Here is a 12682-nt window from a genome sequence, read left to right as displayed (position 1 = left end):
GTGAAAAGCGGTTCGCGTTTGCACTACCAGGGTTCGTCCTTCAGTCCCAGCTGGTAGGCGATGCCGTTGGTGGCGAGGTGGAGGAGGGGTGTGAGGACGAGGATGGCGAGGAGGACGTCGAGCGTGAAGTTGTCGCCGAACCACGCGGGGTCGAGGACGGCGGTGAGCGCGAGTGCGACGACGACGAAGTCGAGTTGGTCGAGGAGCGGGAAGGAGGCGCCGCGTTCACGGCCGGTGCGGCGCTTCACGAACGACGCGAGGATGTCGCCGAGCATCGCGCCGGCGGGAAGCGCGATCATGGCTTCGAAGGGAAACCAGGGGAGGGAGACGCCGAGCGCGCTGATGGCAGCGGGATGGAGGACATCGAGCGCGGCGGCGACTGCGAACCCGGCGAGGATGCCGAAGACGGTGCCGCGGTACGTCTTCCCGTCGCCGAGAATCCGGCGGCCGCCCCAAGTGCGGCCACCGTCGATGGGCGCGCCGCCGCCCGCGAGCACGGCTGCGTTGTTCGGGACGTACGCGGGCAGCATCACCCACATCGCGGTCACGACGGTCGCGTAGAGACTCACAGGGCCTCCTCGGCGCGCGCGAGCCATAAACGGTCGGGGTCGAGAGCAGGAAAGTTAAGCCACCCACCGGCAAATCTTGTGGTATGATTCCGCCCATCGCGAGCCGGTTCGTCGCGGGTGAGACGCCGGCGGAAGCCCTCGACCACGTCGCCGAGCTGAACGACGGCGGCGTGAAAGCCATCGTGAACCTCCTCGGCGAGCACTACCACGACCGCGCGCCCGCGGACGCCGACGCGGACGCCTACGTCGACCTCGTCGAGGACATCGCGCACAGCGACGTGGACGCCTGCATCAGCGTCAAACCCTCCCAGATAGGCCTGGGCGTCGACGACGCGGCGTTCGAGGAGAACATCGAACGCATCGCCGCGGCCGCCGCCGAACACGATGTCTTCTGCTGGATCGACATGGAAGACCACGAGACGACCGACGTGACGCTCGACGCCTACGAACGCCTCGCGACCGAGTACGGCGGCGGCGTCGGCGTCTGCGTGCAGGCGAACCTCAAACGCACAGAGGAGGACCTCGAACGCCTCGCGCCGCTCCCGGGGAAGGTCCGGCTCGTGAAGGGCGCGTACGACGAACCGAGCGAACTCGCGTACAAGAAGAAGGAGCGCGTGAACGAGGCCTACCGCGAGTACCTCGAATACATGTTCGAGCACTTCGACGGCGGTGTCGCGGTCGGCAGCCACGACCCCGCGATGATAGAGTACGCGACCGAACTGCACGACGAATATGGGACTGACTTCGAACTCCAGATGCTGATGGGCGTGCGGGAGGACGCCCAGTTCGACCTCGCGGAAGAGTACGAGACCTACCAGTACGTGCCGTACGGCTCGAAGTGGTTCTCCTACTTCTATCGGCGCGCGATGGAGCGCAAGGAGAACCTCCTGTTCGCCGTGCGCGCAGTCCTTGGACGGTAGGAGAAGGCTGATAGTCGCTCGCCGTATTGGTTCTGGCGATGGCAACGTGGAAACGGGACGCCGCGAGCGGCCTCATCGTACTAGTTCCCCTCCTCTTGACGCTGTTCGTGGTGTACTGGATTTACTCGCAGATAGCGAACTTCGGCCTGCTCGCCAGCATCGAGTCACCGCCGCTGCGCGTGGGCTTGGCCATCGTCGTGTTCGTCGGCCTCGTGTTCGCGGTCGGCTACCTGATGCGGACCGCGGTCGGGAGCGTCGCCGAGACCTACATCGACGACGCCATCAACCGCCTCCCCGGGCTGCGCGTCGTCTACAACGCCTCCAAGATGGGCGTCGAGACCGTGCTCGCGGGCGGGAGCGGGGAGTTCCAGAAACCCGTGAAGGTCGAGACGTGGGACGGCCTCCGCATGACCGCGTTCAAGACCGGTAAATCGACGGATGACGGCCGCGAAATCGTCTTCATCCCCACCAGCCCCAACATCACCACGGGGTTCGTCGTCGAAGCGGAACCCGACGAAATCCAGGAACTCGATGAATCCACGGAGGACGCCCTGACGCGCGTTCTGTCCGCCGGATTCGGCGAAGCGCACGACAGAGAAGTCGAAGAATTAGTCGACTAGACGTAGGTGAACCACTCGTCGTGGTCGTCGGTCTTCCGTTCGACGAGGTCGAAGAAGGCGGTCTGGAGTTCTTCGGTGACGGGGCCGCGAGAGCCGTTCCCGATTTCGACGTTGTCGACCTGACGGATGGGCGTGACCTCCGCCGCGCTCCCGGTGAAGAACAGTTCGTCGGCGGTGTTGAGTTCGCCGCGACTGATGGAGACGTTGTCGTGGACCTCGTAGCCGCGTTCTTCCGCGAGTTCGATGACGGTGTTCCGGGTGATGCCGTCGAGGATGGATTCGCTGAGCCCGGGCGTGAAAATCTCGCCGTCGCGAACCATGAAGATGTTCTCGCCGGGGCCTTCGGCGACGTTCCCTTCCTTGTTCAGGACGATGGCTTCCGCGTAGCCGTTCCGCCGCGCCTCCTCGCCGGCGAGCAGGCTGTTCACGTACAAGCCCGTGGTTTTGGCGTTCGTCGGGACCTGACTGGACGCGTGCTTGCGCCACGAGGACACCATCACCTCGATGCCGTTCTCGAGCGCGTCCTCGCCGAGGTACGCGCCCCACGGCCACGCCGCGAGCGCCACGTCCGTCGGGCAGTCTTTCGGGCTGACGCCGAGGGAGTCGTAGCCGTAGTAGGCGAGTGGCCGGATGTACGCGGATTCGAGGTCGTTGCGGTCGAGGAGTTCGAGCGTCGCCTCGGTGAGTTCCTCGCGCGTGAAGTCGATATCCATGTCGTAGGGCTTCGCGGACGCGAAAAAGCGGTCGAGGTGTTCCTCCCAGCGGAAGATAGCCGTCCCCTCGTCGGTGTCGTAGGCTCGAACGCCCTCGAAGATGCCCGTGCCGTAGTGGAGGCCGTGCGTGAGCACGTGAATCTGGGCGTCGTCCCAGTCCACGAACTCGCCGTTCATCCAGATGGTGCCGGAGCCTTCCATCTCGTCGAAGCCAGCCATACGTGAGAAATCGAAAGCCCCCGTTATAGAGGTTGTCAGTTCGAAACCGGGAAGAATCGAACGCAAGACGCGGGAACGGTCGTCAGGCGAGTTCGTCGACGAGCGCGGCGCCCTCAACGAACACGAGGTCGTGGCGGTCAGCGTACGCACGGGCGTCCTCGACGGAGCGCGCGCCGCCGGTTTCGTCGTCCAGCATCTCGCAGACGACGGCGGCGGGTTCGCGGTTCGCGGCTGCGGCGAGCGCGACACCGAGTTCGGTGTGGCCCTTGCGGTGGGCGAGCGACGGCGCGGCGCGGAGGACGTGCACGTGGCCGGGCGCGCGGAACTCCGCGGCGAAGTCGGTGTGGTCGGGGTCGGCGGCGGCGTGGCCGAGTTCGGTGATGGTGCGCGCGCGGTCGTCGTCCGTGATTCCCGTGTACGTGTCGCGGTGGTTGACGGACAGCGAGAACGACGACCGGGAGTCGTAGCCGAGGTCGCCGCCGTCCGCGGCGGGATGGTCGAGTTCTTCCACGAGGAAGGGGAGGTCGAAGGCGGCCGCGACCTCGTGGGAGAGCGCGACGCAGATGAGGCCGCCGGCGTCGGTCCGCATCCGCACCACGTCCGCCGGTGTGACGGAGCGCGCGGGGTAGACGAGGTCGACTTCGCCCTCGCGGTCCGCGAAGTCGTGGACGAGCACCGGGTTTCCGTCGCGGAACGCGTCGATGGCGGCGTCCACGGAGGTGTCGAGCGCGGGCATCACTCGTCCTCCACGTGTACGACCACGTCGTCGCCGTCGTCGAGGTCGAGTTCGTCCCGCAGGCGGTCGGGCGCGATGAGTTCGATTTGGTCCTCGTCGTGGTGGGTGCGGTCGGGGACGATGACGTGGACGGGTTCGTACGTGCCGGAGTCGGCTTCGAGCACGCCCGAGTAGCAGGTCGCGCTCCCGTAGGTGCGCTCCTCGTCCTCCCAGGAGTCGATGGGGATGCCGTCGAGGGACTCCATCGCGGCGCGCTCGCGCTGGCTCTGCGCGGATAGCGCGACGTTGAGCGTGCCGGGGAACGGCTCGTAGCCGAGTTTGTCCGCGAACTGGCGCTTGTAGCCGGGGAGGTTGATGTAGTGACGGCCCTCGCCCATGCCGCCGGTGACGGTGCCGGCGAGCGAGAGGTCGGTGGATTCCTCGAAGATGCGACGGTAGTCCTCGTATTCGCTTTCGAGGAGGCGTTCGCCGTCCTCGGTGACCTGGACCCACTGGCCGTCGCTGACGAGGTCGCGGTCGACGAGGCCGTCGTCGTCGAGGGACTGGAGGCGTCGGGACGCGGTCTGGCTGGAGGCGTCGAGCCGGTCCGCGAGGTTCGCGCAGGACACCTTCACCTCGCCGCGGCGCGCACCGTCGAGCGCGAGGAGTTTGAGGACGGCGAGCTCGTCGGAGCCAACCGCCGCCCGCGTGGTGTTCGACATGGAATCCACTAACCCACCACAGGCTATAATGGTTTTGGGATGCCTCTCAAATTTGCTACGGCCTACGTGGAGTGCTTGAGGGAGTCCACCCACGTGTCCTCCTCGCGCGCCAGCAGCGCCACCGACGACTGCTCCTGGTCCTTGAGCACCGAGTGCTCGGGCAGATGTGACTGGATCTCTCGCGCGAAGTCGAGCACGTCCTCGTGGCGCGGCATCGCCGAGCGGTCCAGTCGGCCTCGGGAGTGCCCGACGTGCATGTACGCCTTCAGCTCCACGAAGTCCGGGTCCGCGCGCTCGTAGAGACCCGCGTACCAGTCCGGGTTCGCCATGTTCTCGCCGTTCACAAGCGTCGTCCGCAGCGTCGTCCGACAGTCCTTCTCGTACAGGACATCGAGCGTTTCGACCAGTTTCTCCCAGGCGTCCTCCTCCATCGCGCCGACTACGTCCTCGAACGTCGCGCGCTCCGGCGCGTCCACCGAGACGTACAACTGGGTCGGGTCGCACTCCCGCAGCACGTCCGGGCGCGTGCCGTTCGACACGAGGAACGTCGTCAGGCCGCGGTCGTGGAACGCCTCCACGAGTTCGGGGAGGTGCGGATAGAGCGTGGGTTCGCCGTCGAGGCTGATGGCGACGTGCTGGGGGTCCATCGCCTCCTCGAAGCGCTCGCGTGGGACCTCGTTGTTCCCGCCGAACCCGGAGAGAAGTTTCTTCTGCAGGCGAATGGACGCGTCCACGACTGCCTCGGGGTCGTCCCACTCCACGCCGTCGAGTTCGTACGTGTGGCCGGCGTGGTCGCGCCAGCAGAACACGCAGCGCTCGTTGCACCGGACGACGGGCGTCATCTGGATGCAGCGATGGGAGCGAATCCCGTAGAACGCGTACTTGTAGCATGTGCCCTCGCCGCGCAGCGAGTTCGCCGTCCAGCCACAGGTCTGGGCGGCCGTGTGGTTCTCGCTGTGGTACTCCGGCGAGGACACCTGCTTCGGCCCGTCCGACTCGCTCATTACCGGGAGTCCACACGCTCCCGGGTCAAGTAGTCGTTGCTCCACACGCCGGAGTTTCGCGCCGCGAAACCGGGAGGAACGCTCTTCCGGGCCGGGCGCGTCGGGACGCGTATGGTAGAGTTCACTCGTGAGAACAAGGTGATAACGGGGTGTGCCGTCGTCGCGCTCACCGGCTGGTACCTCGTCACGGAGTTCACGACATCCGACGTCGGGGCGGCCGCCGTCCTGTTCGGCGTCGGCATCGTCCTCCCACTCCTCATCAACGGCTACCTCGACGACGAAGAAGAGTAGGCGAGCGCTTTAGGCAACTGCGTCCGTTTCCCTCGGTATGAGCGACCCGACCGTCGTCTCCCTTCTCCCCGCCACGACGGAGATACTGTACGCGCTCGACTGCGAGCCCGCAGCCGTCTCCCACGAGTGCGACTACCCGCCCGCGGCGACCGAGAAACCGGCGGCGAACCGCCTCCGCATCGACCCGGACGTGTCGAGCGAGGAGATAAACGACCAACTGGAGAGCGCGAGCGACGTGTACGAGATTCGGCGCGACGTGCTCGAAGACATCGACCCCGACATCGTCGTGACGCAGGGCGTCTGCGACGTGTGTGCGGTGGACGAAGTCCTCGTGGAGGACGCCGTGCGCGACCTCGGACTGGACTGCGAGATACTGACCACGGACCCGCACCGCCTCGACGACGTGTTCGGCGACATCGAGCGTATCGGCGCGGCGGTCGGTCGCGAGGACCGCGCCGCCGACCTCGTCGCGGACCTCCGCGAGCGCGTGCGAGCGGTTGAGGACCGCGTTCCGGACGGCGAGCGCCCGCGCACGCTCGTCTGTGACTGGATGAGCCCGCCGATGATAGCGGGGCACTGGGTGCCCGAACTCGTCGAGAAAGCGGGCGGCGAGTACGGCCTCACGGACGCCGGCGCGTACAGCGCGCCCGAGGACTGGGCGGACGTCGTCGCGTTCGACCCCGAGGTGCTCGTCGCCGCGCCCTGCGGGTTCGGGATGGCGCAGACGCTCGACAACCTCGACGAACTCCGCGACCGCGAGGGCTGGCAGGACCTTGCGGCGGTCGAATCGGGTCACGTGTTCGCGGTGGACGGCCACCACTACGTCAATCGGCCGGGGCCGCGGCTGGTGGACACGCTCGAACTGCTCGCGTGGTGTCTCCACCCCGACGCGTTCGAGACGCCCCCGGAGTCGGACGCGCGCCGCGTCGCAGAGCGGGTGGCGGAGCGGTCCGCGTAACTCACAACGCCTTTAGGCGGCGCCACCCCACGAATCCGTATGTTCCTGGCCTTTCGCGCGGAGGTCGAGGACGCCCTGTATGGGGCGCTCTCGGCGCTCGACCTCCCGACCGACGACCTCGGTCTCGAAGAACCCCCCGAGGACGTGCCCGCCGTGCTCGCATCGAGCGTCGCGTTCCGCCTCGCCAGCGAGGCGGGCGCCGCGCCCGCGAGCGTCGCCGCGGACATCGTTGACGAAGTAGACACGTCGGAGTACGACTATCTCGGCGACGCGACCTCGCAGGGGCCGTACGTGAACTTCGAGGTCACTCGGCAGTACGACGCGGACACGCTCGCCGCGACGCAGTCGGACGGCTTCGGCCGCCTTCCGGACACAGGCGACAGCGTGGTCGTCGAGCACACGAGCGCGAACCCCACCGGCCCCGTGCACGTTGGGCGCGCCCGCAACCCCATCATCGGCGACGCGACCGCTCGCGTGCTCGACCACGCGGGCAACGACGTGACTCGCGAGTACTACGTGAACGACGCGGGCCGCCAGATGGCCGTGTTCACGTGGGCGTACGAGACGTTCGACGAGGACGACCTCCCCGAACCCGAGCGCGAGAAACCCGACTACGACCTCGTCCGGTACTACCGGAAGGGGAACGCGTTCCTCGACGACGGCGACCCCGAAGCCGTCGAGGCCGCGGAGGAGGAAATCGCGGACATCATCGAAGGGCTGGACGCGGGCGACGAGGAGACGTACGAGCGCGTGAGCGAAGTCGTGGACCAAGTGTTGGACGGGATGACGGACACGCTCAGTCGGCTTCCCGCGGAGTTCGACGAGTTCGTGAAGGAGACCCGGTTCCTCCAGAACGAGTCCACGCGCGAGGTTACGGAGCGCCTGAAGGAGTCGGAGTACGCGTACAAGGAGGAGGGCGCGTGGCAGCTCGACCTCGACGACTGGGATATCGAGCAGTCGTTCGTCTTCCTGCGCTCAGACGGCACGACGCTCTACACGACCCGCGACCTGGCGCACCACGAGTGGAAGTTCAGTGAGTTCGACCGCGCCGTCACCGTGCTCGGCGAGGACCAGGAACTCCACGCGAACAAGCTCCGCGCCGCACTCGACATCCTCGGAAACGACACCGACCAGCTCGAGGAACTGTTCTACGGCTGGGTGAACCTCCCGGGCGGCGAGTCTATGAGCACGCGCGCCGGGACGGGCGTCGACATGGACGACCTCTTCGACGAAGCCGTCTCCCGCGCCCGCGACGAGGTGGAGAAACGCCTCGACGACCGCATCCGCGAGGACGACCTCACCGAGGACGACATCGACCGCATCAGCCGCCAAGTCGGCATCGGCGCGGTGCGCTACGACATCGTCGCGAAACAGCCGCAGAAGGCGATCACGTTCGACTGGGACGACGCGCTCGACTTCGAGGGGCAGAGCGCGCCCTACGTCCAGTACGCCCACGCCCGGTCCTGCGGGATTCTCGACGGTGAGACCGTCCCCGACGACATCGACGCCAGCCACCTCACCGAGGACGCCGAAATCCGGCTTATTCGGTCGGTCGCCCGCCTCCCCGTGGTCGTCGAACGCGCCGCCGACGAACTCGAACCCCACCAGGTCGCGACCTACGTCCGCAACCTCGCCGACGACTTCAACACGTTCTACCGCGAGTGCCCCGTCCTCGCCGACGACGTGGACGACGACGTTCGGGACGCCCGCCTCGCCGTCGTCAACGCCGCCCGCGAAGCCCTCGACACCGGCCTCGGACTGCTGGGTGTGGAAGCGCCGGAGTCGATGTAGGACGCGAAGCCGAGTGAAACGAGGTTTCGCGGAATTAGCGAACGGGGAGTAGGCGGACTCTGTGAGTCCGCCGAACGAGCGAACGCCGAGAGGCGTGAGCGAAGCGACCCGTGAGCAACAAAACGGACACTCCGTGTCCGCTGAACGACCGAACGGCGAACGGAGTGAGGCGTGAGCAGAACGAACGGCGAGCGGGGCGTGCTGTGTTTTCGGGCGCTCAGCGGCCGCGCGCGGGCGTGCTGGGTGTCAAAGGTTACTTACCGTCTCACGGGCTAGTTTGGCGTAATGAGTGAACAGCAGGAGGAGCAGTCCGAGGACCGGAAGAAGTACGAGTTCCGGAAGCTCATCGAGGAGCTGAAGGAGCACTCCGGTTCGGGGACGCAGCTCGTCACTATCTACATTCCGCCGGACCGCCAGATTTCGGACGTGGTGGCGCACGTCACGCAGGAGCATTCGGAGGCGTCGAACATCAAGTCGAAGCAGACGCGGACGAACGTCCAGGACGCCCTGACCTCCATCAAGGACCGCCTGCGGTACTACGATACGTTCCCGCCGGACAACGGGATGGTGTTGTTCTCGGGTGCGGTGGACTCGGGCGGCGGGCAGACGAAGATGGTGACGGAGGTCTTGGAGAATCCGCCGCAGCCGGTGGAGTCGTTCCGCTATCACTGCGACAGCGAGTTCCTGACGGAGCCGCTGGAGCACATGCTGGCGGACAAGGGCCTGTACGGCCTCATCGTACTCGACCGACGGGAGGCGAACGTCGGGTGGCTGAAGGGCAAGCGCGTGGTGCCCGTGAAGTCCGCGAGTTCGCTCGTTCCCGGGAAGCAGCGGAAGGGAGGACAGTCAGCGCAGCGGTTCGCGCGACTCCGCCTAGAAGCCATCGACAACTTCTATCAGGAGGTCGCGGGGATGGCGGACGACCTGTTCGTTCCGAAACGCCACGAACTCGACGGCATCCTCGTGGGTGGTCCGAGCCCGACGAAGGACGAGTTCCTCGACGGCGACTACCTCCACCACGAACTCCAGGACAAGGTGCTCGGGAAGTTCGATGTCTCGTACACCGACGAGTCCGGGCTGAGCGACCTCGTGGACGCTGGGTCCGAGGCGCTCTCCGAGGCGGAGTTGATGCAGGACAAAGACGACATGAGCGAGTTCTTCTCCGAGCTCCAAGGCGGCGGCCTCGCGACCTACGGGTTCGAGCCGACCCGCCAGAACCTCGTGATGGGGTCGGTGGACCGCCTCCTCCTCAGCGAGGACTTGCGGAAGGACGTGGTCGTCTACGAATGCGAGAACGAGCACGAGGAGTACGAGGTCGTGGACCGCCGCGAGAAGACGCCGAGCCACGACTGCACCGACTGCGACGAGACGGTCGCAGCGGAGGACGGCGAGCGCGAGGACGTCATCGACTTCCTGATGGAGATCGCGGACCAGCGCGGGACGGACACGCACTTCATCAGCACGGACTTCGAGAAGGGCGAACAGCTTCTCACGGCGTTCGGCGGCATCGCGGGTCTTCTCCGGTACGACACCGGTATCTAAACCATCGCGTCCGAGTCGATATCGGGGTGTTCTCTGACGTAGTCGACGAGCGTGTCGACGTAGCTCTCGAACGGCGGACAGCTCGCGTGTTCGAGGTCGCGGCGCGTGTTCGGACAGACGTACGTCGTCGGATGCGTGAAGTAGTCCACGGACTCCGGGAGGATACCGGTTTTGCGGCCGAGGCTCGTGCGCAGGAGGCGTTTCGTGAGGCCGCGCGTGCTCGGCACGGGCAGCGTCCGCGTGTCGGCGGCGTCCGCGAGCAGCCGCGTGAGCTCCGGAATCGTCGGCGGGTTCGGGTCGCACAACTGATACACCCGACCGGAAGACCGGTCGGGTCGGCTGAGTTCGTCGATGGCGTCCACGACGAAGTCGCGGGGGACGACGTTCAGTTCGGTGTCCATCGACCCTGGGAGGAACGGAACGGGCGCGAGGCCGGGACAGCGCAGGAGCCAGCGGAGGATGAAGTAGGGGCCGTCGTACTTCTGGGTCTCGCCAGTCGTCGAGTCGCCGACGGCGATGGCAGGCCGGTAGATGGTCGTCGGAATCTCGTCCATCCGGTCCTGCACGGCTTTCTCCGCGAGGAACTTCGTCTCCTCGTAGTGGTTGTTGAACGACTGCCCCACGTCGAGGTCGGTCTCGCGGAACACGCCGTCGTGGCGGCCGGAGACGTAGCACGTGCTCACGTACTGGAGGCGGCGGAGGTCCGCGCCCGCGGCGAAGTCGAGGACGCGCTCGGTGCCGTCGACGTTCACCGCCATCCCGACCTCGCGGTCGACGGCGAGGTCGTAGACTGCGGCGAGATGGAACACCTCGTCCGCGTCCTCTTGGAGGGCGTCGTAGGTATCGGGGTCGAGGCCGAGGTGGGCCTGCGTGATGTCGCCCTCGTGGAGCGCGATGGTGTCGCGCCAGTCCTCGCCGGCGATGGCTTCGGCGCGCGCCTCCGCCTGGTCGCGGTACCGGGATTGAATCAGGCAGTCGATGCGGTCGGTTCGGTCGCGGAGGCGCTCTGCGAGCGCGGACCCGAGGAATCCCGGGAACCCCGTGAGGAAGACGCTCACGGCAACCACCCCGCGACCCGCTTCAACGCACGCAAGCCGAGCGTGAGCCCGGACGCCCAGAGCGACTGCGGGAGCGGGCCGGGGTCGATGCGCGCGCCGCGCTGGGTGGCGACCGTCTGGGACTCCGTGTACTTCAGGAGGCCCTCGTCGCCGTGCCGTCGGCCGACACCGGAGTCCTTCATCCCGCCCATCGGCGCGTCGATGGACGCCCACGCGGCCGCGTACCCCTCGTTCACGTTCACCGTCCCGCACTCGATGCGCTCCGCGACGTGCTCCCCGCGAGCGGTGTCACTCGTCCAGACCGACGCGTTCAATCCATAGGGAGAGTCGTTCGCGCGCTCGACTGCTTCCTCCACGGAGTCGACCTCGTAGAGCGCGACCACCGGCCCGAACGTCTCCTCCGAGGAGAGCGTCATCTCCGAGGTGACATCCTCCAGAATCGTCGGCTCGTGGAAGTACGGGCCGAGGTCCGGGCGGGTGCGGCCGCCGGCCAGCACGGTCGCGCCGCGCTCCACGGCGTCGTCGACGTGCGCGACCACCTTCTCCAGTTGTTGGTCGGACTGCAGGCTCCCCATCTCGGGGCCGTACTCGAATCCCGCGCCGAGCGCGAGGTTCCGGGTTTCGCGGACGAACGCGTCCACGAAGTCGTCGTAGGCGTCGGTGTGGACGTAGAGGCGTTCCGTGGAGATGCAGAGCTGGCCGGCGTTCGCGAACGACGCGCGGACCGCACCGGCGGCCGCCTCGTCGGGGTCGGCGTCGTCCAGCACGAGCAGGGGGTTCTTCCCGCCGAGTTCGAGCGATACGTCCGTGAGGTGTTCGCCGGCGAGCGCGCCGACCTCGCGGCCGACGGCGGTCGAGCCCGTGAAGCCGACGTGGTCGACGCGCGAAATCAGGGGTTCACCGAGGTCCGCGCCGTCGCCGGAGACGACCTGCAGGAGGCCGGGCGGGAGGCCGGCGTCCTCGAGGAGGTCGCGCGCGAGCAACGCGGTGTGCGTCGTGGACTCGTCGGGCTTGAGGACGACGCCGTTCCCCGCGAGGAGCGCGGGGAGCGCGTCCGAGACCGCGAGCGTGAGCGGGTAGTTCCATGGCGAGATGAGGCCGACGACCCCGACGGGGTGGTGGTGGACGACCGCCTTTGTCAGCCCGGGGAACGCGCCGGTTCGGCGCTCCGACGCGAGAAGGTCGGTGTGGGTCGCGTAGTGTCGGGCCGTCGACGCCACGTCCAGCACTTCCTCGAACGCGTCCCGCCGCGTCTTCCCGGTTTCGAGCTGCATCAGGTCGAGCAGGTCGTCCTGCCGGTCGAGCACGAGGTCGTGGAACTCGGAGAGGACGGCGGCGCGCTCGTCAACGGGGCGCGCGGCCCACGCCGCGCCCGCCTCCCGCGCCTGCTCGACGGCCGCCGCCACGTCCGCCTCGGTGCACGCGGGGACGTCCGCGATTCGCTCGCCAGTGAACGGCGCCTCGACCGGGAACGTCGGCCGGTCGTCGACGCGCGTGATGCCCTCGCGCAGCGCCGCCAGCCGGCTCGGGTTCGCCCAGACAGTATCCATGACTGGGAGT

The 12682-nt window shown here is 67.3% G+C and carries 13 protein-coding genes; 6 read left to right on the top strand and 7 right to left on the bottom strand.

Annotated elements, in window-relative coordinates:
• Positions 1-23: 23 nt before the first annotated feature.
• Positions 24-569, bottom strand: coding sequence for a CDP-2,3-bis-(O-geranylgeranyl)-sn-glycerol synthase (locus ACOZ4O_RS08875; RefSeq protein ID WP_424524951.1), 546 nt, complete (start codon positions 567-569; stop codon positions 24-26).
• Between the two features lie 83 nt (positions 570-652).
• Here ACOZ4O_RS08875 and ACOZ4O_RS08870 point away from each other — a divergent pair, with 83 nt between their 5' ends.
• Positions 653-1489, top strand: a complete 837-nt coding sequence (locus tag ACOZ4O_RS08870; protein WP_424524950.1) for a proline dehydrogenase family protein — start codon at positions 653-655, stop codon at positions 1487-1489.
• Positions 1490-1527: 38 nt separating this feature from the next.
• Positions 1528-2109, top strand: coding sequence for a DUF502 domain-containing protein (locus tag ACOZ4O_RS08865; protein ID WP_424524949.1), 582 nt, complete (start codon positions 1528-1530; stop codon positions 2107-2109).
• Here the strand turns inward: ACOZ4O_RS08865 and ACOZ4O_RS08860 are convergent.
• From ACOZ4O_RS08860 to twy1, 4 genes are all read right to left on the bottom strand, one after another.
• Complete coding sequence (locus ACOZ4O_RS08860; protein ID WP_424524948.1) at positions 2106-3041, bottom strand: branched-chain amino acid transaminase; 936 nt, start codon at positions 3039-3041, stop codon at positions 2106-2108. The two genes, ACOZ4O_RS08865 and ACOZ4O_RS08860, sit on opposite strands and share 4 nt — an antisense overlap.
• 82 nt (positions 3042-3123) lie before the next feature.
• Entirely contained in the window at positions 3124-3777 is a 654-nt protein-coding gene (gene ribB / locus ACOZ4O_RS08855) for a 3,4-dihydroxy-2-butanone-4-phosphate synthase (RefSeq protein ID WP_424524947.1), read from the bottom strand.
• Positions 3777-4478 carry a DUF120 domain-containing protein gene (locus tag ACOZ4O_RS08850; protein WP_424524946.1) on the bottom strand — a complete coding sequence of 234 codons (702 nt, stop codon included), beginning with the start codon at positions 4476-4478 and terminating at the stop codon, positions 3777-3779. The genes ribB and ACOZ4O_RS08850 overlap by 1 nt, the downstream gene beginning before the upstream one ends.
• Before the next feature lie 62 nt (positions 4479-4540).
• Positions 4541-5482 (bottom strand): 4-demethylwyosine synthase TYW1, encoded by a 942-nt coding sequence (gene twy1, locus ACOZ4O_RS08845; RefSeq protein WP_424524945.1) that lies wholly within the window; start codon positions 5480-5482, stop codon positions 4541-4543.
• A gap of 111 nt (positions 5483-5593) precedes the next feature.
• On the opposite strand from twy1, the gene ACOZ4O_RS08840 reads away from it, so the two are divergent.
• The 4 genes from ACOZ4O_RS08840 to prf1 all read left to right on the top strand — a co-directional run bounded on the left by ACOZ4O_RS08840 (position 5594) and on the right by prf1 (position 10064).
• On the top strand, positions 5594-5773 hold the full coding sequence (locus ACOZ4O_RS08840; RefSeq protein ID WP_424524944.1) for a hypothetical protein: 180 nt from the start codon (positions 5594-5596) through the stop codon (positions 5771-5773).
• Between the two features lie 37 nt (positions 5774-5810).
• Entirely contained in the window at positions 5811-6731 is a 921-nt protein-coding gene (locus tag ACOZ4O_RS08835) for an ABC transporter substrate-binding protein (RefSeq protein ID WP_424524943.1), read from the top strand.
• 39 nt (positions 6732-6770) lie between these two features.
• Positions 6771-8522 carry an arginine--tRNA ligase gene (gene argS, locus ACOZ4O_RS08830; RefSeq protein WP_424524942.1) on the top strand — a complete coding sequence of 584 codons (1752 nt, stop codon included), beginning with the start codon at positions 6771-6773 and terminating at the stop codon, positions 8520-8522.
• A 285-nt stretch (positions 8523-8807) separates the two neighbouring features.
• On the top strand, positions 8808-10064 hold the full coding sequence (gene prf1 / locus ACOZ4O_RS08825; protein ID WP_424524941.1) for a peptide chain release factor aRF-1: 1257 nt from the start codon (positions 8808-8810) through the stop codon (positions 10062-10064).
• Here the strand turns inward: prf1 and ACOZ4O_RS08820 are convergent.
• Together ACOZ4O_RS08820 and ACOZ4O_RS08815 are read right to left on the bottom strand one after the other, a co-directional pair.
• Positions 10061-11122: an SDR family oxidoreductase gene (locus ACOZ4O_RS08820; RefSeq protein WP_424524940.1), complete on the bottom strand. Its 1062-nt coding sequence runs from the start codon at positions 11120-11122 to the stop codon at positions 10061-10063. The genes prf1 and ACOZ4O_RS08820 overlap by 4 nt on opposite strands.
• Positions 11119-12672 (bottom strand): succinic semialdehyde dehydrogenase, encoded by a 1554-nt coding sequence (locus ACOZ4O_RS08815; protein ID WP_424524939.1) that lies wholly within the window; start codon positions 12670-12672, stop codon positions 11119-11121. The genes ACOZ4O_RS08820 and ACOZ4O_RS08815 overlap by 4 nt, the downstream gene beginning before the upstream one ends.
• Between the last annotated feature and the right edge of the window lie 10 nt (positions 12673-12682).

The sequence above is a fragment of the Salarchaeum japonicum genome, assembly GCF_049705945.1.
In the GTDB taxonomy this organism is placed as follows: domain Archaea; phylum Halobacteriota; class Halobacteria; order Halobacteriales; family Halobacteriaceae; genus Salarchaeum; species Salarchaeum japonicum_A.
This window is presented reverse-complemented; position numbering and strand designations above follow the sequence as displayed.